General features: G+C 38.7%; 17 protein-coding genes. 6 read left to right on the top strand and 11 right to left on the bottom strand.

Features of this window, described 5'->3' with window-relative positions; genetic code table 11:
- Positions 1-129 precede the first annotated feature (129 nt).
- The 3 genes from H4J70_RS04330 to H4J70_RS04320 all read left to right on the top strand — a co-directional run bounded on the left by H4J70_RS04330 (position 130) and on the right by H4J70_RS04320 (position 6,984).
- Complete coding sequence (locus H4J70_RS04330) at positions 130-1,974, top strand: nitric oxide reductase activation protein NorD (protein WP_182230043.1); 1,845 nt, start codon at positions 130-132, stop codon at positions 1,972-1,974.
- Between the two features lie 427 nt (positions 1,975-2,401).
- A complete protein-coding gene (fahA, locus tag H4J70_RS04325; protein WP_182250740.1) occupies positions 2,402-3,715 on the top strand; it encodes a fumarylacetoacetase in 1,314 nt (437 codons plus the stop codon).
- A gap of 674 nt (positions 3,716-4,389) precedes the next feature.
- A complete protein-coding gene (locus H4J70_RS04320) occupies positions 4,390-6,984 on the top strand; it encodes a TonB-dependent siderophore receptor (RefSeq protein WP_182250684.1) in 2,595 nt (864 codons plus the stop codon).
- A gap of 211 nt (positions 6,985-7,195) precedes the next feature.
- On the opposite strand, the gene H4J70_RS04315 is transcribed toward H4J70_RS04320, so the two are convergent.
- Positions 7,196-8,476, bottom strand: coding sequence for a multifunctional CCA addition/repair protein (locus H4J70_RS04315; RefSeq protein WP_182250683.1), 1,281 nt, complete (start codon positions 8,474-8,476; stop codon positions 7,196-7,198).
- 147 nt (positions 8,477-8,623) lie between these two features.
- Between H4J70_RS04315 and H4J70_RS04310 the strand changes: the two genes are divergently transcribed.
- Positions 8,624-10,252, top strand: a complete 1,629-nt coding sequence (locus H4J70_RS04310) for an AAA family ATPase (protein ID WP_182250682.1) — start codon at positions 8,624-8,626, stop codon at positions 10,250-10,252.
- Between the two features lie 49 nt (positions 10,253-10,301).
- Here H4J70_RS04310 and H4J70_RS04305 read toward each other — a convergent pair whose 3' ends face one another.
- From H4J70_RS04305 to H4J70_RS04260, 10 genes are all read right to left on the bottom strand, one after another.
- Positions 10,302-11,534: an HD-GYP domain-containing protein gene (locus tag H4J70_RS04305; RefSeq protein WP_182250681.1), complete on the bottom strand. Its 1,233-nt coding sequence runs from the start codon at positions 11,532-11,534 to the stop codon at positions 10,302-10,304.
- Positions 11,535-11,706: 172 nt separating this feature from the next.
- Positions 11,707-12,303, bottom strand: coding sequence for a 3-isopropylmalate dehydratase small subunit (gene leuD / locus H4J70_RS04300; RefSeq protein WP_182213549.1), 597 nt, complete (start codon positions 12,301-12,303; stop codon positions 11,707-11,709).
- A 2-nt stretch (positions 12,304-12,305) separates the two neighbouring features.
- Positions 12,306-13,739, bottom strand: coding sequence for a 3-isopropylmalate dehydratase large subunit (gene leuC, locus H4J70_RS04295; RefSeq protein ID WP_182250680.1), 1,434 nt, complete (start codon positions 13,737-13,739; stop codon positions 12,306-12,308).
- A 3-nt stretch (positions 13,740-13,742) separates the two neighbouring features.
- Complete coding sequence (gene leuB, locus H4J70_RS04290; protein WP_182221051.1) at positions 13,743-14,876, bottom strand: 3-isopropylmalate dehydrogenase; 1,134 nt, start codon at positions 14,874-14,876, stop codon at positions 13,743-13,745.
- Between the two features lie 40 nt (positions 14,877-14,916).
- On the bottom strand, positions 14,917-16,482 hold the full coding sequence (gene leuA, locus H4J70_RS04285) for a 2-isopropylmalate synthase (RefSeq protein WP_182250679.1): 1,566 nt from the start codon (positions 16,480-16,482) through the stop codon (positions 14,917-14,919).
- A 330-nt stretch (positions 16,483-16,812) separates the two neighbouring features.
- Positions 16,813-17,847, bottom strand: coding sequence for a CDP-glycerol glycerophosphotransferase family protein (locus tag H4J70_RS04280; protein WP_182250678.1), 1,035 nt, complete (start codon positions 17,845-17,847; stop codon positions 16,813-16,815).
- Positions 17,847-18,242: an adenylyltransferase/cytidyltransferase family protein gene (locus H4J70_RS04275; RefSeq protein ID WP_070374594.1), complete on the bottom strand. Its 396-nt coding sequence runs from the start codon at positions 18,240-18,242 to the stop codon at positions 17,847-17,849. The genes H4J70_RS04280 and H4J70_RS04275 overlap by 1 nt, the downstream gene beginning before the upstream one ends.
- Before the next feature lie 2 nt (positions 18,243-18,244).
- Positions 18,245-19,312, bottom strand: coding sequence for a CDP-glycerol glycerophosphotransferase family protein (locus tag H4J70_RS04270; protein ID WP_182250677.1), 1,068 nt, complete (start codon positions 19,310-19,312; stop codon positions 18,245-18,247).
- Positions 19,313-19,315: 3 nt separating this feature from the next.
- Positions 19,316-20,755, bottom strand: coding sequence for a capsule assembly Wzi family protein (locus tag H4J70_RS04265; protein ID WP_182250676.1), 1,440 nt, complete (start codon positions 20,753-20,755; stop codon positions 19,316-19,318).
- Positions 20,756-20,822: 67 nt separating this feature from the next.
- Positions 20,823-21,422 (bottom strand): TIGR04211 family SH3 domain-containing protein, encoded by a 600-nt coding sequence (locus H4J70_RS04260; RefSeq protein ID WP_182250675.1) that lies wholly within the window; start codon positions 21,420-21,422, stop codon positions 20,823-20,825.
- Between the two features lie 328 nt (positions 21,423-21,750).
- Between H4J70_RS04260 and H4J70_RS04255 the strand changes: the two genes are divergently transcribed.
- Positions 21,751-23,247, top strand: a complete 1,497-nt coding sequence (locus H4J70_RS04255) for a CYTH domain-containing protein (protein ID WP_182250674.1) — start codon at positions 21,751-21,753, stop codon at positions 23,245-23,247.
- A gap of 68 nt (positions 23,248-23,315) precedes the next feature.
- Complete coding sequence (locus tag H4J70_RS04250; protein WP_182250673.1) at positions 23,316-24,206, top strand: L,D-transpeptidase family protein; 891 nt, start codon at positions 23,316-23,318, stop codon at positions 24,204-24,206.
- Positions 24,207-25,765 lie beyond the last annotated feature (1,559 nt).

Here is a 25,765-nt window from a genome sequence, read left to right as displayed (position 1 = left end):
CGAGTTTTAGTGTCTGGTCACTTCTTTTTAAAACCTTGATTAAATGACGGGTTACTTGATACATATCAGCCTATTTATTTTTCAACTTGCTACTATAAATTAAAGACATACTTTAATGCGGTAGTGATAATGGAAGAATGGGTTGGTGGGATTTGGCATAAGTATATTACCCGTAAAGCCAGTACCGAATATGAGCAAGCAAGCGTGTGCTTTAGTGAGGTCAGTAAATCTGTTGGTATGGTTTTTCGTGCCTTAGGTGGCGACGTTGTTAAGCGTATAGAGGCGGCGAGTTCAAGAGATTATCTCGTTCGTCGCACCTTTCTGCAAAAAGTATCGGGTGAAAATCAACAAATCAGTCTTGCGTGGCAAGACCCTGAGAGTTTACGTTTACCTGAACGTTTAGCGGTATTTCCAACGACTGAACTCAATCGTGACCTTTATATTTGGCTAGCTATTTTAGCTGCGCATCATAGTGGACGCTTTCAGCATTGGGCGATAGATAATCAGCAACTCGTTGTTGAAGTCTTAACAAAATTTCCAGCATTAACTCCCCGTTATCAACGATTAGCCCAAGCTTTTTTAGTAAGCAGACCCCCGTTAAAAAAACTACCCGAGCAAGAAAAAATAATGGAGCAGGCGATTGTCCAAGCGATTCTAGAACCGGGCACTGTTAAAATATTTCCTACGGTTAATTACGCGCCGAAAGCGGTATTCCTTTGGTTATATCCTTCAGCTCATGTTGATCCATTACTCTTGCCTGATTATCAAGACATTACTGAAGACGAAAACCAAGCTCAAGAAAGTAAGCAATCAACAAAAAATAAAATTAGCCGTAAAAAAGCAGATCGCGAACAAGCAGATGAAAGTAACGATGGCATGATGATTTTTCGTTTAGAAAGCCTTTTTTCATGGAGCGAATTTTCAAAACTAGATCGAGGCTCTGATGATACCGATGAAGATGAAGAAGATTTATTACGTACAGCAGAAGATCTCGACAATATTACTTTATCGCAACAACAAGACCAAAAAAGTGCCAATATAAAAATTGATTTAGATTTACCTTCCGCGTCCGAAGATGATATTCCGCTTGGGAAAGGCATTTCTTTACCCGAATGGAATTACAGAACGCAGCAGTTAGAAGCCGACCGTTGTTTACTACAACCAATGCTGCCAAAAAATTATACAGCTCAATCTTTGCCTATTAAGCTTCAAAAAACGGCAAAGGCTATTCAAGCTCAATTTGAACAATTAACCAGTGTACGTTACTGGCTAAAAGCCCAACCGCAAGGCGAAGAACTTGATTTGTCTGCTTGGTTAGACTTTTATGTAGAAAGTAAAATAGCGCCGACTCAAGAAAAAGGACTTTACCAAAGTTTTAGAGGTAACAATCGCGACATTTCTAGTTTATTACTGGCTGATTTATCTATGTCTACTGATGCTTATTTAGATGATGATAACCGTGTTATTGACGTGGTTCGCGATAGTATGCTGTTATTTGGTGAGGCGTTAAATAGTGTTGGTGATAACTTTGCTATGTATGGTTTCTCTTCAGTAAGACGTTCAAATGTTCGTCTTACTATGCTAAAAAACTTTAATGAACCATACAATGATGAAATTCGTGGCCGCGTTCAATCTATTCGCCCCGGTTTTTATACACGAATGGGAGCGGCTATTCGCCAAGCAACCAAGGTTTTACAAGAGCAGCGTAGTACGCAAAAATTGCTACTGATTTTAACCGATGGAAAACCTAATGATATAGATCATTATGAAGGGCGTTTTGGTATCGAGGATACTCACCAAGCGATTGCTGAAGCAAATAGGTTAGGCATTAAACCGTTTTGTATTACCATTGACCAAGAAGCAGAAGAGTATTTACCTTATTTATTTGGTCGTGATGGCTTCACCGTTATTTTACGACCAGCACAATTACCGATACGTTTGCCGCAACTTTATCATCAATTAACGAGTCATTAATTATGTCTGCGAAACAGTTACCTTGTCTTTATTGCCAAACAAAAAATGAGATTAATTGTCAAAATTGTCAAAATTGTGGAATGCCGTTAGCAAAAGATCATCCTGACGGTGAAAATGCGCGGCAACGATTTTTTGTCAAAGCCTTCTGGGGTATTGTTATATTTTGTATCGTGATGATGATTTACTTACCGAGATACCTTTTTTAATCAGATTATGGGCTGTAAACTCTTTAGTGCAACTATTTGTTGACAGCTTAACCCTCAGAAAAATAACTCAATGCTATCATTAATACCAATTATTGTTCTCGCTGGTATAATGCCGCTATATTATATCGTTATCTTCTATACTTACTTGTATTTTAAAACGTATTTTGACGTTTTATCAAAGTAAGCCATAAATTTCAGGAGTTCTTCAAGCAATGTCTACTATGAATTTATTAAACGAAACCCACAATTCAGCCCGAGTTAGTTGGCTTGTCACTGCGAATAAAGCAGATACCGACTTTCCTATTCAGAACTTACCTTTTGCGGTTTTTAAACGTGCAAATAGCGAAGAAGCATTCCGTGGTGGTGTAGCAATTGGTGATCAAGTTATTGACTTAGCTGCCTTGGCTAACGCAAATGTTTTTGACGGTCTAGCCCAAGCAGGCGTAAAAGCCTGTAATGCACCACAGTTAAATGATTATATGGCGATGGGTAAAGCGACATGGAGCGCTTTACGTTTAGCACTCTCTGATGCTTTGAAAGAAGGCTCAGCTTTACAAGATAAAGTGGCCGCTTGTTTAATTGCTCAAGCTGACGTTGAATATGCACTACCTTGTAATATTGGTGATTACACTGATTTTTATACCTCAATTCACCATGCTACGTCAGTGGGTTTGAAGTTCCGTCCAGACAACCCATTATTACCTAACTATAAATGGGTACCGATTGGTTACCACGGTCGTTCATCTTCTATTGATGTTTCTGGTCGAGATTTTAAGCGCCCTTCTGGACAAACTAAAGCGCCGACAGCAACTGAACCATCATTTGGCCCTTGTAAGCGTCTCGATTATGAATTAGAAGTAGGCATATTCATTGGTAAAGGTAATGACTTAGGCGATGCTATCTCTATCGATAACGCCGAAGATCATGTCTTTGGTTTATGTTTATTCAACGATTGGTCTGCGCGTGATATTCAAGGTTGGGAATACCAACCCTTAGGGCCATTTTTATCGAAGAACTTTGCGTCAACAGTCTCACCTTGGATTGTGACGACAGAAGCATTAGCACCTTATCGCTCGGCTTGGACACGTGTTGAGACAGATCCTCAACCAATGCCATACCTAGAGTCAGACAATAATCGTGCGATCGGTTCATTTGATATCCAGCTACAAGCCTTGCTTGAAACCCAAAATATGCGTGAAAAAAGTGAAGAAGCGGTTGAAATGTCACAATCTAACTTTAAAGATTCATACTGGACAGTGGCACAAATGGTCGCTCATCATACCGTTAATGGTTGTAACCTTCGCGCGGGTGATATGTTTGGCAGTGGTACGCAATCTGGACCTAAGCCTGAAGAAGCTGGTTCAATGTTAGAGCTTTCAAATGCGGGTGCCGATCCTATTACTTTACCTAATGGTGAAAAACGTACTTTCTTAGAAGATGGTGACAACGTCATAATGAAAGGTTGGTGTCAAAAAGAAGGTGCGGTACGCATTGGTTTTGGTGCCGTATCAGCGACAATTTTACCAGCGAGTTAATGGCTAAATTAGCTAATTGCTCATTGAGTTAATCGCAAAGCGTTGGTTGTTTATGATCAGCGCTTTTTTTATCACTAAATTTCAATAGTAATAATCTATTTTATTCCCCCACTACTTCTCATTAAATTTTGTTTTGATCTAGATTATCTTTTTTATAAATCAGCCCTGCGAATACAAAATTATTCAATAAGTGTGCATAAATAAGCGACGAAATGCTAAAAAAAGACGATGAATTACTTTGTATATTGTATGCACTGTGAAGTTAGTGTTAATTTTTAGTGCTTTGACTGTGACTTCACTAAATAGTGCAATATTTTTATAATTTATTTTTATGTCAATTTGGAATAAGAAAATTCTTTTAGGTCTATTTAGGTCTATTTGATTACGAAAATATTCGGATATTAATTTCTGGTTAATAAGTCCACAGTCACTAGCCTGTATAGTCCTTATAGAGAAAACCTCTTTATCAATAACTAGACTTCTTTTCGTAATTAAACGTTATTTAATGAAGAACATCTATTTTCGCGCTATTTTCAATTAATTTCGCCCTTGTAAACACTTTTAGGCTGTTTTATAAAGTACCTGCAAGTCTAGGTAGTTTCACCTATTGACTACCTAGTCTAAAAAAACATAAAAATATAAAAATATAAACATAAATCTATGAAGGAAGTAACATGTCTACTCAATTATTTCGTACAGCAACGTTAACGTTAGCGGTAAGTATTGCACTAGGTACTGCGCCAGCATATGCAGAAGAAAACAGCTCAAAAGTAAAAGTAAAAGATGTAGAAAGAATAGCGGTTGTTGGCTCACGTTCAGCGCCTCGTTCTGTTGCTGACTCTCCTGTTCCAATTGATATTATTGGTGGTGAAGATTTAGAGAAAATGGGTTCAAGTGACATGCTTGATCAACTTGTCGGCAGTGTTCCTTCATTTAACGTACACGCTAACCCAATTAGTGATGCGGCGACATTAGTTCGTCCGGTAAACTTACGTGGTTTGTCTTCAGATAGCACATTGGTGTTATTAAATGGTAAACGTCGTCATCGCGCTTCAGTTATTGCCTTCCAAGGTGGCGGCATTAATGATGGTGCACAAGGTCCAGATATTTCTGTTATTCCAAGCATAGCGTTAAAGCAAGTTGAAGTGTTACGTGACGGTGCAGCAGCACAATACGGTTCAGATGCAATCGCTGGTGTAATGAACTTTGTCTTAAAAGATGCTGCAGAAGGCGGTAGTTTCTCTGTTAAGCACGGTGAATATTACGAAGGCGATGGCGCTACAACAACCTACGCAGGTAACGTTGGTATGCCATTAACTAAAGATGGTTTCGTTAACTTAAGTTTTCAATATAAAAATGCTGATGCGACAAGCCGCAGTGTTCAAGTAGCCAATGCTGCGACCATTGCAGCGGCAGGTAACTCATTCATCGCTGAAGAAGCTCAAGTTTGGGGCTCTCCAGAAGTTAATGATGACACCACACTTTTTGGTAATATTGGCCTTGATTTAGGCAATGATAAAAAATTCTACATGTTCGGTAACTATTCAGAACGTGATGTAAAAGGTGGCTTTTACTGGAGAAATCCACATAACCGTTCAAGCATTTATTCAAATGATGGTGGTGACACACTACTTGTTGGCGATTTAGATGGCGTAGATAACGGTATTACTTGTCCTACCATAGCTATTGGCGCTAATGTTTTAGACCAAGCTGATTATCAGTCTATTGCCGACAATAGTACGGCTTTAGGTAAAAACTGTTTTGCGGTTAACGAAACATACCCAGGCGGTTATACGCCAAACTTTGGTGGTAATGTAGTTGATACATCATTAACTATGGGTGTTGAAGGTGAAATTAATGGCGGAATGCTAGACGAAGTTTTCTTTGATATCAGTGGTTCTGTTGGTCGTAATAAATCAAGCTTTAGTATTGTAAATACCATTAACTCTTCAATGGGTCCTGAATCTCCACGTGATTTTGATTTAGGTGATTACACACAATTAGAAAAAACGTTTAACTTAGATTTATCTAAGGGCGTTGAAGTTGGTCTAGATTCACCAATGAATGTTGCGGGTGGTTTAGAATGGCGCGAAGAGACATTTGAAATTGGCGCGGGTGATCAATACTCATTCCTTGCTGGTCCATTAATCGACCAAGGGTTTAACCTAGGCTCACATGGTTTCCCTGGTTTTCAACCATCACAAGCCGGTGTGTTTTCTAGACGCAGTGTTGCTGCATACGTAGATGTTGAAGCATACATTACTGACGACTTTTTACTTGGTGCAGCTTTACGTTATGAAGACTTCTCATCATTTGGTGATACGTTAAATTATAAATTAACGGCTCAATATTCTATTAATGATGAGTTATCAATACGTGGTTCTGTAAGTACTGGTTTTAGAGCTCCTACCGTTGGTCAAGCTAATGTAAGTAACGTTTCTACCGCATTAGAAGATGGTGAATTAACCGATTCAGCGTTATTACCACCAACAAGTGAATTTTCAAAATTATTTGGTGGTAAAGAATTAGAGCCAGAGCAGTCAAGCAGCTATGCATTTGGTGCTGTTTATCAAAATGGAGATTTTTTCTTTACGGCTGATTACTATCATATTGAAGTTGATGACCGTATTACACAATCTGACCGTACAAAATTAGAAGAAGCTGACTATGCTAAATTAGAAGCATTAAATGTAGCTAACCCTCGTTCAGTAGGTACAGTAAGTTTCTTTGCTAACGACTTTGATACCACAACACAAGGTGTTGATATTGTTGCAAACTACGGTATGCAGTTGTTTGAAGGTGATACTAAATTTAGCTTAGCTTACAACTGGAATGAAACCGATGTTACAGGTAGTTCTGATATTACAGGTGCTTTTAAAGTTAAACGCTTAGAAGAAGGTTTACCAAAGCATAGAGGCTCATTCACTGTTTCTCAAAGCTGGGATAATATCAGTATGTACGTTCGTGGTAACTACTTCGGTGAATACCATGCGGTACACGTAGATTATGACCTAGCCGCTCAAGATGCTGATGCAGCAATTACTTTTGATGCTGAAGTGAGTTACTTTATTAATGACTCATTTACAATAGCAGCTGGTGCACAGAACATCTTTGATCAACAAGCTGAAGAGTTAGAGTTTGAAGAAGCTTCACGTAATCATCCAGATGGTTTTACACCTAATAACCAATGGGGCGGTAAGTACTACGAAACATCTCCATTTGGCTTTAACGGTGGCTTCTACTACGTAAAAGCAACCTATAGCTTTTAATTGAGTTGTAAATAGCGGTTAGAACATTAATCGTCTTACTTAAAAAAGTCAGCTAATTTAGCTGACTTTTTTATATAACAATATTGAGGAGTTGAATAGGTTAGTTAACTATGTCGAGAATAATAACCTGCTCACAGTGAAGCTAAATTAGCGTGGGGCTGGGTAAATTTACTTGGTACTTGAATGTTGTTTTTGATTTTTCAGCCAAAGGTTAAAGATTGTTAACTTGCACATGACCTACTTTAAAGCTCTGAACAAGTTCAATGCGTTTTTTATTTATGGCTTCTTTAATATCTGCACCTTTTATTCCTTGTTCGATAAACTCTTTAGCGGTTACCGTTAAGGCCGCTTCAAAAGCACTACGTAAGTAATCTACTTGCGGATAGGGTTTGTTCTCATTGTACAATCGACCGCGAAAATCAGCCGTACAGGCAGTCAAGAAATCAGTAAACTCTTCAGGCTTGCGCCATACATCTAAACTATTAAATAACTTAACTAGCGTGTTGGCTTTTAATTCAAATGCTTTATGGCAATGTAAATGAAATTCACAGACTTTACGCGCTAATATTTTGTGATCTTTAGGCACTTTTAATTGCTCACATATTTTGTCAACTAATGCTAAACCTGAGTTCTCATGACCTCTGTGGCTGGGCCAATTTTCTTCTAAGGTCAAAGATTTACCCAAGTCATGACAAAGTGCCGCGAACCGTACAGATGTTTTAGGGGAAAGCTTAACCGCTTGTTGCAGTACCATCATAGTATGAATACCCGAGCAAATTTCTGGGTGCCATTTTTCTGGATTAGGGATCCCCCATAGCGAGTTAAGTTCAGGCCATATTTTCGCTAATGCACCACATTCACGTAACACTTGAAAAAATACTTCGGGGTTATTTTCAGTCAAACTGCGCTGCATTTCTTGCCAAATACGTTCACCTGACAGTGTAGCTAATTCTCCGCTTTCACTGATTTTAGTCATCAAGTCTACTGTTTCGCCTGCAATGGTAAAACCATAATCATGATAACGGGCAGTAAATCGAGCTACCCGTAAAACACGAAGTGGGTCTTCAACAAATGCTAATGAAACATGTCGCAATATGCGGTTTTTTAAATCAACTTGGCCATTATAAGGATCAATAATAGTGGTGCTTTCAGCGCTATCGTTAAAGGGCATCGCCATTGCATTAATAGTGAGATCGCGGCGAAGGAGATCTTCTTCAAGGGTAACAGCGCTACTGGCATCGCAAACAAAACCGGTATAGCCTTGGCCTTGCTTACGTTCAGTTCTTGCTAAGGCATACTCTTCTTTAGTCTTGGGATGCAGAAATACCGGAAAGTCTTTACCGACTTGGGTAAAGCCTAATGTCAGCATCTGTTCAATCGTTGCGCCAACAACAACATAATCATGATCATAGACCTTGTGTCCTAAAAGTTTGTCGCGAACGGCACCGCCGACTAAATAGCGGTTAAGTACTGAAAGGTCATTGTTGATCATTATTACTCTTTATTTATTAAAGCTGACATATTTTCAGAAAGCTTAGCATATTTATATAAATTATTTACCAGCTAGTTTTGACTTATGATGGACTACAGGGTAGTTTCTATGACAGTTTATTGACTTTAAAAATTACTTAAATCTATTATGTATAAAGGTTATTTTGGTTTAAAAGAAAGCCCTTTTTCAATCGCACCTAATCCTCGCTTTTTATTTATGAGTGAACGCCATAAAGAGGCCTTGGCTCATTTAAGTTATGGCTTGGGTGAAACAGGAGGCTTTGCACTGTTAACGGGTGAAGTTGGCACCGGAAAAACCACGATCAGTCGGCGCTTAATGGAGCAGTTACCCGAAAATACGCAAGCGGCTTTTATTCTTAATCCAACATTATCAAGCCAAGAGCTACTGGCTACTATTTGTGACGAGCTAAAAATTCGTTACCGAAAGACGGGGGCAACGTTAAAAACACTCACCGATAAAATATATGAAAAACTCAATAAAAATCATCAAGCTAATCTTAATACGTTATTAATCATTGATGAAGCGCAGCATTTAGCGCCAGAAGTTTTAGAGCAGTTACGTTTATTAACAAACTTAGAAACAGATACTAAAAAATTACTACAGGTCATTTTAATTGGTCAGCCTGAATTAAAACAATTGTTGCAACGTCGAGACTTGCGACAATTGGCACAACGCATTACTGCTCGCTATCATTTGCTACCGTTAACTAAGGGGGAAGTAGGGCATTATATCCAACACCGCTTGTCAGTAGCACAATGTGAACGTATGTTATTTGAGCGTGCCGCAGTGGCGGAAATTCATCGCATTTCACAAGGTATACCGCGGATAATTAATTTGTTATGTCAGCGTTCACTGACCAACGCCTATTGCAGTAATAATGCTTTGGTGACTAAAAAAATTGTTTTATTATCTGCACAAGAAGCATTAGGCGATGAATATCAAGCGACCTATTGGTGGCAACACAAAGTGATTAAGGCGCTAGCCGCATCTACAGTGTTAGCGGTTATTGTCAGTAGCTCGTATTTCCTAGGTCAATTCTTTGGTGAAGATATTAACGAAACGTCGGCGCTCAATATTACTGAGCCTGCGGTTAATAACCCTATAAGTGACACTAGCGCTCCAGCGTTTATTGCTGCGGATAATGAAAGTTTAGCGACTAACAATAAAAAAACACCAGATGAAAATTTAGTTGCAGTAACAACAGACAATGCTTCTAAAGTGTTTGAAATAGAAAGCGATGGTGACAAAAAACGTGCTGTTGAGCAGCGTATCGTAACAGCCGATAACACAGCAAACGTGCTTATGCAGGACAAGAACTCTTCAGAGCAACTGTCTACCTTAGCAGACAGTAAATTAGCGGAAGATAAAGCGATAAACAAGGTTAAAGAAAAGCTTTCTGTAAAGGCGGTTGACGGTGTTTCTGATGATTTACTGGCGCTTTTTCAAAGCGCAATAGATGATACCGAGCAAGACCCTCAATTCAAAAATAGCGCAAACCAAGCTGTCGAACCTGAGGTTAATGCTCCGACATTATCAGATATGCCTGCTTGGGTGCAAAGTGAGTTACCTTCATTAAATTTTCAACAACATATTTATACCAGTGAAGGTGAAAGTTGGGTAAAAGTTAATGGCAGAGATCGCTATGAAGGCGACACTATTTCTGAGGAATTAGTGTTAAATCATATTTATGGTCAGAAAGTTATTTTAACGTTTAAAGGCCAACAGTTTAGTTTACCGGCGCTTTCTTCTTGGTAATATCATCGTTTACGTCGTCTGACTAATGTTTATCTGCAAGCGCTAAACATTAGTCGATAAAGGCGGTTTTGAAAAAACCTAATAAATTAAGGTTAAATTCTTCAGGTCGAATACAGCAGTCAATTTGATCTTTGTATTTTGATTCACTCAAGTTAACTTCTTTAATCGGTATCGCTTGATTGAGGCGTATATTATAAAAAACGCGTACGTAGGGGTGTAAGGGTTTTTGTTTATTTAAGCGGCTAATTAGCCCTAATTTACCACTGTTAAGTTTGACTAAGGTACCGACGGGATAAACGCCCATACACTGAATGAAGCTTTCAACTAATTCTTCGTCATAACATTCGGGGGATTCAGCAATAAGTTTCTTAAAAGCATTAATAGGGTGAACACTCTTTCTATATGGACGATCACAGGTCATGGCGTCGTAGCTGTCAATGATAGCAAGCATCTTGCCATATTTTGATATGTCATCTCGCTTAAGGTTATTAGGATAACCCGAACCATCTAAACGTTCATGATGCTCTTGTATCATGGTCATCGCGACATGAGAAATGCTAGGACTGTCTTCTAATATCTTTAAGCCAAGCGCAACGTGACTGCGAATAATACTTTGCTCTTTAGCGGTTAAAGTACCTTGTTTATTTAAAATATCGCTAGGTAATAATACTTTACCAATATCATGCAAAAAGGCACCCAGCGCTATTTCTTGGATCAAACGTTTGTCAAAGCCTAAATGTTTAGCAAAAACAGCCATCAAAATTGAAACATTGAGTGAGTGTTCAATAAGATAAGAGTCTTTAGTTTGAAAACGGGACATACAGGTTAGGGCATCTTGATTTCGAAAAATAGAGTCAACCATAGCGTTAGCTGATTCTTCAACCTCGCCAATATTAATTGATTTTTTTTGTCTAATTTGCGAAAGGATTTTTTCTTGCAGTAATTTTGCGTTTTTATACAAGTCGTTGGCTTTTTTCATTTCGCTGTCAAATGATATAGCTAACTTTTCCAGCGAATTATTTTTTAGTTCAATAAGTTGCCTGGTTTTAATGTCAGCGAAAACCTTTTCAACATTAACGGTTTTCTTCTCTTTATCAGGCACAATAACGAGCTGAACAATATCAGCGTTACGTAATTGAGTAATACTTTCAAGACACGAAATATAACCTTCAGATTTGATCGAAAGATGATTGTTACTGGAAAATGATTTTACATACATGCCAGGTTTGAGCTGATCGATAGAAATAATTTCGGTGATTTCGCTCGTTGTTATTTTGGACATATTGTTAGGCGGCTAGTTACAAAGCTATAATTGATAATAGCTTATTACTAAACAATACTTTAGATTAATTTTAGTCATTAGTGCAATTGATGGGTGAAAGGGTGCAAAAATAAAGCTTCATCTACAATTTATCGGTAAAGAGCAGATGAGGCTTTAGGACGCAACACTTAACTTATTGCCAGCTTGGCATTTTTGCTTCAAAAGCTTTTATCGTGTCTAGCTTGTTTAATGTCCAGCCAACACTGTCGATGCCTTGTTCTAAACAATATTGATGAAACTTATCTAAGCTAAAGGTGAAACTTAATTCGCCACAAGTGATTGTGTTATTGATTAAGTCGACGGTTAACTCGAGGTTTTCTTGGCTGCTCATTTTAAATAACGTGTCAATTTCTTCATCACTAAGTTTTATTGGCAGTAAACCAATATTAATACAGTTACCATAAAAGATATCGGCAAAACTCGGTGAAATAATGGCTTTGAAACCGTATTCCTCTAATGCCCATGGTGCATGTTCTCGACTTGAACCACAGCCAAAATTTTCACGGGTTAGTAGAATGCTTGCACCTTGGTATTGAGGTTTATTCAAAATGAATTCAGGGTTGTTTACTTTCCCTGATACGTCTAAATAGCGCCAGTCATGAAATAAATGCTGTCCAAAGCCTACTCGCTCTGTTTTTTGTAAAAACTGTTTTGGGATTATCTGGTCGGTATCTACGTTTGCTGCATCTAAAGGAACAACTAACCCCGTATGTGTTGTAAATTTTTCCATGATTATATTCCTTGTGAATTCAAGTCAACAAAATGACCGGTAATTGCAGAAGCAGCAGCTAGCTCTGGGCTCACTAAGTGCGTTCGGCTGCCACGGCCTTGTCGGCCTTCAAAGTTACGATTACTGGTTGAAGCACAGCGGTCACCTTCTGTTAGCACATCATCGTTCATGCCTAAACACATTGAACAACCAGGTAAACGCCATTCAAAGCCGGCATTACTAAAGATTTTGTCTAAACCTTCCGCTTCTGCCTGTGCTTTTACGCGATATGAACCGGGAACAACGATGGCATCAACATTTGCTGATACTGATTTTCCCTGTGCTTGATAACTTGCAACAACACCTGCGGCCGCGCGTAAATCTTCGATACGAGAATTTGTACACGAACCAATAAAGACTTTGTTAATGGTAATATCTGTAATTTTTGTACCCGCCGTTAAGCCCATGTAGGTTAAGGCGGCGGCACAAGAATCTTTTTCTACTTGCTCGGTAAAGTCATCCGGCGATGGTACTACGCTATCGACTGAAGTAACCTGTCCCGGTGTGGTTCCCCAGGTAATTTGCGCTTTAATCTCTTCGGCTTTAAGGGTTAATATCGTATCAAACTCAGCGCCTTCATCTGTTTTGAAGGTTTTCCAATCATTTAACGCTTCAAGCCATACGTCGCCCTTTGGCGCATATTCTTTACCTATTAGATAATCGAAGGTGGTTTTATCAGGAGCGATTAAGCCCGCTTTCGCGCCAAATTCAATGCTCATGTTACAAACGGTCATGCGTTCTTCCATGCTCAGTGCTTCGATAGCACTACCGCAATATTCAACGACATAACCGGTCGCACCCGCACTACCTGTTTTGCCAATAATCGCTAAAATAATATCTTTTGCGCTAATTCCAGCGCCTACTTGACCATTAACTTCAATTTTCATGGTTTTTGCTTTTGTTTGGCGTAAGGTTTGCGTGGCAAAAACGTGTTCAACTTCTGAAGTACCAATACCAAAGGCTAATGCGCCAAATGCGCCATGGGTTGCGGTATGAGAATCACCACAGACAATTGTTGTACCCGGTAATGTTAAGCCAAGTTCTGGCCCAATAACATGAACAATACCTTGATTTTTATGACCCATACCAAATAGTTCAATACCAAACTCTTTACAGTTTTTTTCTAATGTTCTTAATTGATTGGCTGCGCCTTCACCCGCAGCATCAATTTCTATTGAGCGGGTTGATATGTTGTGATCCATCGTGGCAATCGTACGCCCTGGATGACGAACAGGGCGGTTATGAAACTTTAGGTTAGCAAACGCTTGTGGTGAGGTAACTTCGTGGATCAAATGACGGTCAACATAAAGCAAAGGTGTTTCACCCGCTTTTTCTTCAACAACATGCTGTTGCCATAATTTTTCATATAGTGTGGTAGCAGAATTTTTAGGACTCATCGGTTATGCCTCTGTTATTTTTTGATTAGCACTATTTTGTGCACTACTTTGTCGCGCAATAATCTGTTGGCAAATATAATCACCAACTTCAGTGGTGTTTTTAGCCTGATGTCTTTGGTTTGCGGGCAGTAAATCAGCGGTTAACACGCCATTGTCTAATGCGCTTGCTACGGCATCTTCAATAGCTTGTGCCGCTGCACTTTCATTTAAGCTGTAACGTAGCATTAATGCTGCTGATAAAATTTGCGCGATAGGGTTAGCGATACCTTTTCCGGCAATGTCAGGCGCACTGCCACCGGCAGGTTCATACATACCAAAACCTTCGCTATTTAAACTTGCAGAAGGTAATAACCCCATAGAGCCGGTTATCATTGCGCAGATATCCGAAAGAATATCGCCAAATAAATTAGGGCATAATAAAACGTCAAATTGGTTGGGATCGCGAACAAGTTGCATGGCGGCGTTATCTACATATAAATGCTCTAAGGCAACATCGGGATATTCACTCGCGACTTCTTCAACCACTTGGCGCCATAACTGACTGGTCGCTAAAACATTGGCCTTATCAACAGACGTTACCTTATTGTTACGTTTTTGCGCTGCTTGAAACGCCAAGTGAGCAATACGTTTAACTTCTCGACGAGAATAAAACATCGAGTCAAAGCCAGTTTCTTCTTCACCTTCACCGCGACGTCCTTTTGGCTCACCAAAGTAGATGTCGCCGGTTAACTCGCGAATAACCAGTACGTCGAAGCCTTGCTGTGAAATATCACTGCGCAATGTCGATAATGATGATAAAGCCGGTTGTAAGGTCGCTGGGCGCATATTACAAAATAAATCAAAACGGCTACGCAAGCCTAATAATGCACAACGTTCAGGTTGCTGTGTAGGAGGTAAGTTAGCCCATTTTGGACCGCCAACCGAACCAAATAAAATAGCATCGGCTTGTTCACAACCTTTCATGGTCTCATCGGGAAGGGCGTGACCGTGGCTATCAATAGCAGCACCGCCTATAGCGTAATCTTGTGTCGATATTTTTATATCAAATATTGTTGCGATGGTACTTAATACTTTTTTAGCTTCAACCATTACTTCTGGTCCGATGCCATCACCGGCTAATATTGCTATGTTCGACATGTCTTTTATACCTTTAGTCAATCTTATATGTTTGAATTTATTATAATGAAGCTTGAACGTCGTTTTTTAGTTCGCTTTTTATTTCATTAATGGTGATGGCGCGATGAATACTATTCAGTGCGTGTATCAAGGCTTTTGCTGAAGCGTCGATAACATCGGTCGCTAAGCCGTAGCCATGAAATTTTCTGTCTTGCCAGGTAACCACTAAATCAGCTTTACCTAAACCGTCTTCACCTTCACCTTTATTTGATATTTTGTAATCAGCGACCTCAAAGTCAATATCAACCGCTTTTTTAATCGCTCTATATAATGAGTCAACCGGGCCATTACCCGTTTCAGAAACAATATGGCTCTCTTTACCGGCTAATAATTTAATACTTGACGTAGAAAACTCTCCGCCGCCACACTGCACGTTTAATGTTTCTAGATGATAAAATTCTTGCTCTTCACCTTGTTGTTGAATATTAAAGTGCAACGCTTCTAAATCATCATCAAAGACTTGACCTTTTTTATCGGCTAGCGCCAAAAAGTCACTGTATAACTCTTCTAAGTCAAACTCAGTTTCGGTATAACCTAAACTTGCCATGCGGTGCTTAATAACGTGTCGACCACTGCGTGAGGTTAAGTTTAATTTTGTTTTACTGATGCCGACACTTTCTGGGGTCATAATTTCATAAGTATTACTGGCTTTTAACATGCCATCTTGGTGTATACCTGACGAATGACTAAAAGCGTTACCGCCGACAATCGCTTTGTTTAATTGCACGGGCATATTACATAATTCGCTGACTAACTTTGAAGTGCGGGCAATTTCTTGATGGTTAATATTGGTGTGTACATTTAAGAAGTCATGCCGGGTTTTCATGATCATCGCCACTTCTTCTAATGAACAATTACCGGCGCGCTCACCAATACCATTAATGGTACATTCAATTTGTCTAGCGCCTGCTTGTACCGCAGTCATTGAGTTGGCAACGGCTAAACCTAAATCGTTATGGCAATGCACCGAAATTACCGCTTGGTCAATATTAGGCACACGATTAAATAATTGGGTAATAATGCCGCCAAACTCATTGGGTAGGGTATAGCCAACCGTATCAGGAATATTAATGGTGGTGGCACCCGCTTTTATAGCGTTTTCAACCATGCGACATAAATTGTCGATAGGGGTACGGCCAGCATCTTCACAAGAAAACTCGACATCATCAGTAAATTTTCGGGCAAATTTAATTGCATGGATTGCCATTGCTTCAACATCGGCAAAATCTTTCTTCAATTTTTGTTGAACATGAACATCTGACGTTGAAATAAACGTATGAATACGGAATTGGTCAGCGACTTTTAACGCATCGGCACAGGCTTGAATATCGCCTTCGACAGCTCGAGCTAAAGCACAAACTCGGGAGTTTTTAATGGTGCGGGCAATTTGTTGCACTGACTTAAAATCGCCTGGCGAAGAAACAGGGAAGCCAACCTCCATTACATCTACCCCTAAGCGTTCAATGGCTAGCGCAATTTGTAACTTCTCATGCACTGAAAGGCTTGCATTTAGTGCCTGCTCTCCGTCACGTAAGGTGGTGTCGAAAATAATGACCTTGCTGTCCATGTTTATTCCTTAATATTTATTGTGCTTAGGGTATTGGCTACTTACATAAAATACGGGTATAAAAAAACCCGCGGTAATATGCGCGGGTTTTAATGTTTATCTTTAATTTACAACAATAAAAAACCTATCCGCGCATTGATAATGTGAGGAGGAGGTTAATGCGAATAATATTTTTTATGGTCATTGTCGTTGTCATTAAAGTTGTCTTATTAGGTTAGTTTAGCTCGCTAGAGCAAACAGTCATCTATTAATAGCGTATTTACTCAAATAATGTCAATTAATTATTAATATTTAAAAAGTATAATGATGGCGCTAATGAATATAAGGCGTTTAAAACTTCCAATAATTAAGAATTTTGCGTTGCTTTAAGTTTCTGATGATATTACGCGGTAGTGTTTTTATTGCCTGCTTGCCATTGAGTCGAATATCTTCTACAGCCTCTAATATCCGAAATGACGACTTACCATCACTATAAGGATGTAGCTCCTGGGCATAACGATTTATCGCTAAGATAAGTGTTTCTGAAGGCGATAATGCAACAGTTAATGCTTGGGGTAATTCTTTTGCATCGGTAATGTTAATTAAGTAATCACCGGGTTGGCTGTTATTGAACGCGATAACCGGCTTACCCAGTAAAGCAAACTCACCAATAACCGATGAAGTATCCGATACCATAATATCAGCCGACTGCAATAAGCTATTTATACTCGACGATGTTATTATTTTCAGGTTTTCTGAAGAGAGTTGAGCATAAAGCTCTAACCACTTTTTATCCATTTTTGGGTGAAACTTAATCAGCCAATTATATTTTTTATCATCCACTAAAGCGGCAATTTCTTCATATAAAAAAGGTGCGCAAGTCAACGCGGGTGAAAAAGTGGGCGCAAAGAGTATTGTTGGCAGGTTATTACTAAAATATTGCTCTTTGGGGGTATTAAATAAATTATCTAATTTTGGCCAGCCTGTTTCTTTAACATCGAAAAACTTATGCTGGTTAGCTAATTCATTAAAGCGATTGGTGGTCGCTGCCCCATGAGTACAATAGAGATCAAAGCAGTCTCTAATAACAAAGTGACCTTTTTTCTTCCACTCTAAACCATGGAAAACTTGTACTTTAATACCGGGAATAAATCGTGGGATGATATTACCCGGCACAAAGCTAGCGACAGGGTTAAAACTAATCACATCAGCAACACTGCTAAGTACCACTTCATCGTCAGCAAAATTACTCAGATTAACATCACTACCGGCCACAAACCACGCAACTTGGCTTCCTTGGCTTAGTATTTCTCGCTGTAAAGGTCGCAAAATTTCAAAAGAATAATTTTGTGAAATATAGAAAAGGTATTGTTGATTATTGTTCATTAACTGCGCTTAGTTTTAACTATTTCGATAATTTCTGTGGTAGAAACTGAAGGTGTCCTTGGTAAATATATCACCTGACAAAGGTCTTTTAAATGATCAAATTTACCTTGCCAGTCATCACCCATAATTAATATATCGGCATTGTAGTATTTAATATATTCAGCTTTTAGCTCTAAAGATTCTTCAAGAAAAACTTCATCGACGCATCTTAAAGACCGGATAATATGCTTTCTATCTTCATCACAATATATAGGTGCTCGACCTTTTTTTGAAATATTTAATTCATCCGATGAAACACCAACAATTAAATGAGAGCCATGAAGACGAGCACGCTCTAAAATATTGACATGGCCAACATGAAAAACATCAAATGTACCAAAAGTAATTACGCGCATAGTTAAATCTCTGAGGTTATAAAATTCGCAATTCGTTCACTGCATTTACCATCAACCGTTCCCGTAAGCAGCTCAGTCATGGCTATGCGGTCAGCTTCCTTTAAATCGGGATGCATAAGTTGATTGCTAATTTCATGAATTAATTGTTTTATGTTTGTTGTTTGACAGGCCACTTTGGCAAAATATTTTAAATCATCATCTAATCGATTGTTTAAACGCCATTTAAAAATCCCACGATAAGACCAGCGGACCTTATAAAAGTCACACCAGATAGCGGGTTTATTTAGTGCAGTAAACTCAAAGAGTGTTGATGATGCATCACTAAATAACAAGTCGGCAACGCCCATAAAAGGAATAATAGATGTTTCTTCAATGGAGGAAACATAGACATTATTATAGGTGTCCCAGTGTTTAAATAGTGCTTGATGCTTTTTATATTTGTTTTTTATCAGCGAAAAAAAGTGAGGTTTCAAAATTAAATTATACTGGCCTACCAAAGAGGGGAAATCATCAGGTAAGCACTCTATACTGCTGGGATAGAAAGTGGGAGCATAAAGAATCGTTTTCTTTTTAGGGTCTAATCCTAAATCAGATAAGTTGATGCAATCTGAAGTTTGCTTAATAATAGGGTCCAACTTAGCATAACCCGTATCAACAAATACTTTATTGGGAAATAGGTTCTGTAAACGTTTTAATCTATGCTGACCTTCGACAAAACGGTAAGTTATATCTGATTTAGATACATCGTAATAGCATGATTTAGGACCAATACCATGTTGCATCAGTGCTGTTTTTGTAAAAGCGTTAATTTTTTTTAAGCCATTGAAGGCATTTCCAAAAATAATCCAATGAGGCTTTTTTTGCAGATAAAGTTCTCTCGCCTCATCAGAATCTTCAACAAGGGTATAACTTAGTTTTTCTTGTTCAACACTCTTTATTAATACAGTCTGTAGTTCTTTTTGATTGTATAAAAGAAAATGACAATTTACGCCATTTTTTTCAAGTGCATTTTTTACCGGCAAATACTGAGGTAAATAATAAAGATGTTGAATATCAAAAAAAACATTCATAAATTACCAGTTATAACCCAAAGTCGCACGGTAGAAAGACTCTCCATAAATATCACTACCAGCTGTTAACGAATAATTAATAAATCCATTTTTATATACTTGTTTTAAACTTAATTCTATCTCTTGGGCTCTAGAGTACTTATCTTGCGCCAAAGAATCTATAGCAGCGGTTCGAAATAGTGTTTGTAAATGATACTCGGGTGAAAAATCCCAGTTTAGTCGAATTAACGAAGTATTCCCGGCTGAGCCATCTTTCAGCTCTTTGTTATTACCCCACCAATGCCCCATTACAACTTTATCATTACGGTAACCTTCACCGTAAATATGGTGAACATACCATAAATTGTGAAATTTAGAATGCTCAGCATACAATGAAAAGTCCTTGTTAATATATGGAAAGAATAACCCGTAGGTTTGACTTATGTTACCTAACTGAGTGTTATTGTGTCTTTTGGTATCCTCACCTGCATATTCCATATAAAAGGTAAAAGGGAAACCCTGGTAAGACAAATCAAATTTATTGGTTAACGAAGCAATTTGATTGCCCACTTCTTCATCGGTATTGGCACAGCCAGTTTCACCTGAACCACAGTTATCTGAGTTAACGGGGTCAATAATCGCATTCCAAATATCACTTAGGCCAGTGCTTCTTTCGCCACCACCAAATTGAAAGGTTCTATTAGCACCTATCGTCCACCAGCTAAAGGGTTGAAAGCTCATATGCATAGTCATTAATAATGGCTTTCCTGATGATGCATAACCCTTATATGTTATACCCTCCATTTCCTCTAACTGTCCTAATGAAAACTCGTATTTAATATGCCAAGAGCTAATAGGTTTTACATTACTCATGGTAATAGAAAAGGTTGGGGCAGCGTTAGTAGACAGTAATGATGCACTTTCTTGTGAGGGAGATAGCCAATGTTCGCGGTAGCCAATATCAAATTGAGCATATTCATAACCCAATGAAAAGTAGCTGTTATGGGGAATAACATTCTTACCATCAACGATGGTCCCACCTAAATTTGCGATAGCATATTGATTGAACTGATAAAATCCAGAAGCACTTGCTTGGGCCGTGCTGTCCATGGCAACACCGCGATTATTGGCTATGGTGAAGTTTTTATTGTTAGATGTTGAAAGTGTGGTTGATAAATGAGTAATAGCACGCTGCTTTTTATAACGTTTTATATAAGCAGAAATTCTATAAAAAAGCTCAGGATGAGAGCCTTTGATTTTTTTTAGATAATCAACAACCGTGACAATATGGTAGGGTTTACTCAACATTGGCATTCGAGAAATTGTCGCTAGACGTGCGATTTCAAGTTCAATAAGAGCATCAGTTTTTAACGGTAAGTAAGGGCTAACACCATCGGCATTAGCCTGTTTTATATAAAATAATATAAATAAAGTGATAAAAAATAAGTATTTAGTTTTGTGCACAAAAAAAGCCATCATATAATCTAAAAATCGCGGTGATTATACGCGAGTTTTTCTAACATAATAGGGGTTACTTCCAATTATCCATTGAGCCTTTGCGGCGAGAAGTTAATCTTGGCAGAATCAAACCTAAAAGTAAGCCAATGACTAACACTATAGCGCCATTATAAAACCATTCTTTTTTGATATTGGTATCTTGGTCTTTTAATTTGGCTCGTATCGTTATAAGCGTTTTATTAAGCTGGCTTATTTCATTGTTAAGTTGGGCTTTTTCACTGCTAAGGTTTTGAATAGTATTTCTACTTTGGGAAAGTTCCTCGGACATACTGTCAGTATTGCTGTTGGTATTGGCTAATTTTTCATTAAGCTCGGCAATAACAAAACGTAAGCCGGGTTTTAATGATAGATACTTACTTTCAACCCAGACGTTTCTATTTTTATCATCAATGATTTCAGAGTAATCATTTTCATTTTTACCGGTTACTTTCACTTCAGTGCCTGAATTTATACTGCCTAGAATTCGATAATTATTACCCGCTCCTGAATGCATATAAATAAATAAATCGTCTGAAATATAGCCAGAAGGAAGGTTGGTTGGGCTGTCTTCTGCAAAAAGAGGGGAAGATGAACTGAGAACTAAACCAACCAATAAAGCTTTTATTATTTTCATGAAACTACCATTAACCTTTATAAAATTATGCATAGCAAAATACTAGGGGTTTGGCGGATTGATAGCAAGTTAAGTTTACGAACATTAAGGTTTTATTGGTAAAATACATAAGTGTTCTCAATATTTTGTAAACAAGGTATTACATAGTTAATTCATTATGGTAGTTTTTACTAATAGTTTGTTAGGGCATCAGCAGTCAGTTAAATTTTTTCTATATCGCTATATTATATGAAAGAAACTTATCGGAATTGGCATTCGCTATTTGTTTTCATATGTCGCTGTTGTAAACTCACTATGTTGACATAATAAAACAAATTATTGGAAGAATATGGTTACCGAAATTGAGCTTAAGTATTTTGTTACAAGTGATAATACTCAAGAAAAAATCACCCAGTTATTCACCACAAAACAGCTGTCATTTAGCTGTGAAACAAAGCAATTATCGAACTGCTATTACGATACAACTAATTTAGATTTTCGCCGTCATGATATGGGGCTAAGAATTAGAGGTTGTGACGGAAAGTTAGAGCAAACCATAAAAACAGCTGGGGTGGTAATTGCAGGTTTACATCAGCGACCAGAGTATAACGTTAATATTGTTAATAACTTCCCTGAACTTTCCTTGTTCCCAAATGAAATTTGGCAGTCAACCCAAAAGGTAGAGCAGTTACAAGAATCGTTAATCCCCCTTTTTTCAACGGACTTTACCCGTATTATTTGGTTAGTTACTTTAGCGTCGGGTACCGTGGTAGAAGTTGCCTTCGATCAAGGTGATATTAGTAGTGATGGTCGCAGTGTTAAAATTTGTGAACTCGAACTCGAACTTGTCAGTGGCATAACCTCAGATTTACTGTTGCTTGCCAAGTTATTATTTTCTGTACTGCTTGTTAGGCCAAGTAGCCAAAGTAAAGCGGCTCGTGGCTATGGTTTATGGAAAAACATCCCCGTTAATTATAAAAGAAATATTACCGATATTCTTCCCATTGACCGCAGTCACTCTATTTCTAATGCCTTTTCTACCGGTATCAATTATTGCTTAGTTAACCTACATGATCATATTGAATACTATATAACGTCGCCAAGCCTAGTCGAGTTAGAAAAAATAACAGAAACTTTAGCGTTAATCCGCCATGGCTTTTGGCTATTTGCAGACTATTTACCCGAAGAAGCCGTAAAAATTCGTGATGAACTAAGCTATTTTGTGCACTTACTCTCGTGGGTTGATAATGCCGTTAACCTACAAGAGCTTACTAATAAAACGGGTAATTATAGACGCAAGTTAAATTACAGCGAACAATTAGTAGAACAACTAAGAATGGAGAAACGTCGTCTTCCAACGAGCGAAAATGTCATCGAATTATTGCATGGCCAGCGTTTTAATACCCTGCAGGCTCATTTATTGGAAATGCTATTAACTGAAGATACACAGTTTAGTGACTCGTTGTTACCTTTTGCGCAGCAAAGTTTAACGAAAAGTATGGCGGTGTTATTTGCTGATAGCACACCATCGCAGTCGCTGAGTAGTGAGCAATACTTATCGCAAGCAAAACTGTTAAACCGAAGTTTACTGACAGGAACTTGGTTTGGTTTATTGTTTGATGAAGAAGAACGTAAACACTATCGAGCACCTTGGTTGGACATTCAGCAAGGGATCAGTGAATTACAAACATTATGGATTATTCACCAGCAACTACAAACGTTAGATGAAAAACCTAAAAAACTCGTTTTATGGCAAGGAAGCAAAGTTGAAGGGTTACTCATCGCGTTAGACAGCTCTAGAAATATGGCGTTATTAACAAAGCCGTACTGGTTAGATGAGTCATAGCTGTTTATTGGTTCGAATAGAAAAAGGTTTTAAATAATGTTGAAGATAATTCGTAGGGTCATAAATTAATGAAGTGGGTTGTTAAATTAAGTTTATTGTTAAGTAGCTTTATTACCTGTGTAAGTTTGGCGAGTGTTTATAATCTCCCAGCCGCCAATTCAAGGTTAGTGGGCGAGGATATTATCCATAAAGCAGTAAAAGGTGATTACTTTCAAGCTTTAGCTGAAAATTATAACGTAGGTTTTTTTGCCTTACTTGCCGCTAACCCCGGTGTTGATCCTTTTTTATTGCCTCTTGACCATAATATAGTTATTCCTAAGCAGATGCTTCTACCCTTTGGTAAGCGTGAAGGTCTTGTCATTAATCTCGCTGAGTTACGCTTGTACTACTACCCAAAAGGAGAGAAGTTAGTGTATGTTTTCCCTGTGGGTATTGGTAGAGAAGGACTAGAAACACCACATTTAACCAGTACTATTGGCGATAAACGTAAAAACCCGAGTTGGCGTCCAACAGCAGAGATGCGCGCACGTTATTTTGCCGAACATGGCAAAGAGATGGTAAGAGAAGTACCCGCAGGACCAAGTAATCCCTTTGGTAAATATGCATTACGTATTGGCACAAGTGAGTACCTACTTCATGGCTCCAATAAGCGCTTTGGTATCGGTATGCGAGCAAGCTCTGGTTGTATTCGTATGTACGATGATGACATCGAATGGTTATATAATAATATTCCCGTAGGCACGCCTATTCGCATATTCGAACAGCCCATTAAAATGTCTTATGAACAGGAAGGAAAAAAGATAGAAGTACATCGTCCGTTGACACCCGATGATGGCGTCGAAGTTGAATTAGCGATGACAAAGGCAGTAAAACATTTTATCGGTAATGATGCTCAAATGTTAAAAAAAGTGAGTTCACTACTAGCTAATCCAGAAGGTGTAGTCGTATCATTAAATTGAGCTAAAGGGATATTGTCAATTAGAGTAAAATAGAACTTCGTTAGGATGAATTCAAGCTCTTTTAGGATGAACTCAAACTTCGTCAGTATGAACCAAACGCCGTCATCCTGAACTTGTTTCAGGATCTCGTCCCTAACAACTCAAAGCCCAGATACTGAAATGAATTCAGCATGACGAGAGTGGATACTGAAATAAATGCAGTATGTACTCTAACCCCATCAGCGTGAACTCAAACTCCATCAGAATGAACCCAAGTGCCGTCATCCTGAACTCGTTTCAGGATCTCGTCCCTAACAACCCAAAGCCCAGATACTGAAATAAATTCAGCATGACGGGAATGGAAGCTGAAACAAGTTTAGTGTGAACCCAAACCCCATCAGTATGAACCTAACCGCCGTCATCCTGAACTCGTTTCAGGATCTCGTCCTTAACAACCCAAAGCCCAGATACTGAAATAAATTCAGCATGACGGGAATGGATACTGAAATAAATTCAGCATGACGGGAATGGATACTGAAATAAATTCAGCATGACGGGAATGGAAGCTGAAATAAATTCAGCATGACGATAGTGGATACTGAAACAAGTTTAGTGTGAACCCAAACCCCATCAGTATGAACTCAAACTCCATCAGAATGAACTCAAACTCCATCAGAATGAACGCAATCACCATTAGCATGACTCAAAACGCCGTCATCCTGAACTCGTTTCAGGATCTCGTCCTTAACAACTCAAAGCCCAGATACTGAAATGAATTCAGCATGACGAGAGTGGATACTGAAATAAATGCAGTATGTACTCTAACCCCATCAGCGTGAACTCAAACTCCATCAGAATGAACCCAAACTCCATCAGCATGAACCCAACCTCCATCAGCATGAACCCAACCGCCGTCATCCTGAACTTGTTTCAGGATCTCGTCCCTAACAACCCAAAGCCCAGATACTGAAATAAATTCAGCATGACGGGAATGGAAGCTGAAACAAGTTCAGTGTGAACCCAAACTCCATCAGCTGAACCCAAACCCCATCAGTATGAACCCAAACGCCGTCATCCTGAACTCGTTTCAGGATCTCGTCATTAACAACTAAAAGCCCAGATACTGAAATAAATTCAGCATGACGGGAATGGAAACTGAAACAAGTTCAGTGTGAATCCAAACTCCATCAGGATGAACTCAAACTCCATCAGCATGAGCTCAAACTCCATCAGCATGAACCCAACCGCCGTCATCCTGAACTTGTTTCAGGATCTCGTCCCTAACAACCCAAAGCCCAGATACTGAAATAAATTCAGCATGACGGGAATGGATACTGAAACAAGTTCAGTGTGAACCCAAACTCCATCAGAATGAACCCAAACTCCATCAGAATGAACCCAACCGCCGTCATCCTGAACTTGTTTCAGGATCTCGTACCTAAAAACCCAAAGCCCAGATACTGAAATAAATTCAGCATGACGGGAATGGATACTGAAATAAATTCAGCATGACGAGACCAGATACTGAAATAAATTCAGCATGACGAGACCAGATACTGAAACAAGTTCAGCATGACGGG

The sequence above is a fragment of the Colwellia sp. BRX8-9 genome (assembly GCF_014077245.1).
Taxonomy (GTDB): domain Bacteria; phylum Pseudomonadota; class Gammaproteobacteria; order Enterobacterales; family Alteromonadaceae; genus Colwellia_A.
The sequence above is the reverse complement of the archived record's forward strand: the minus strand, read 5'-3'. Positions and strand labels throughout refer to the sequence as shown.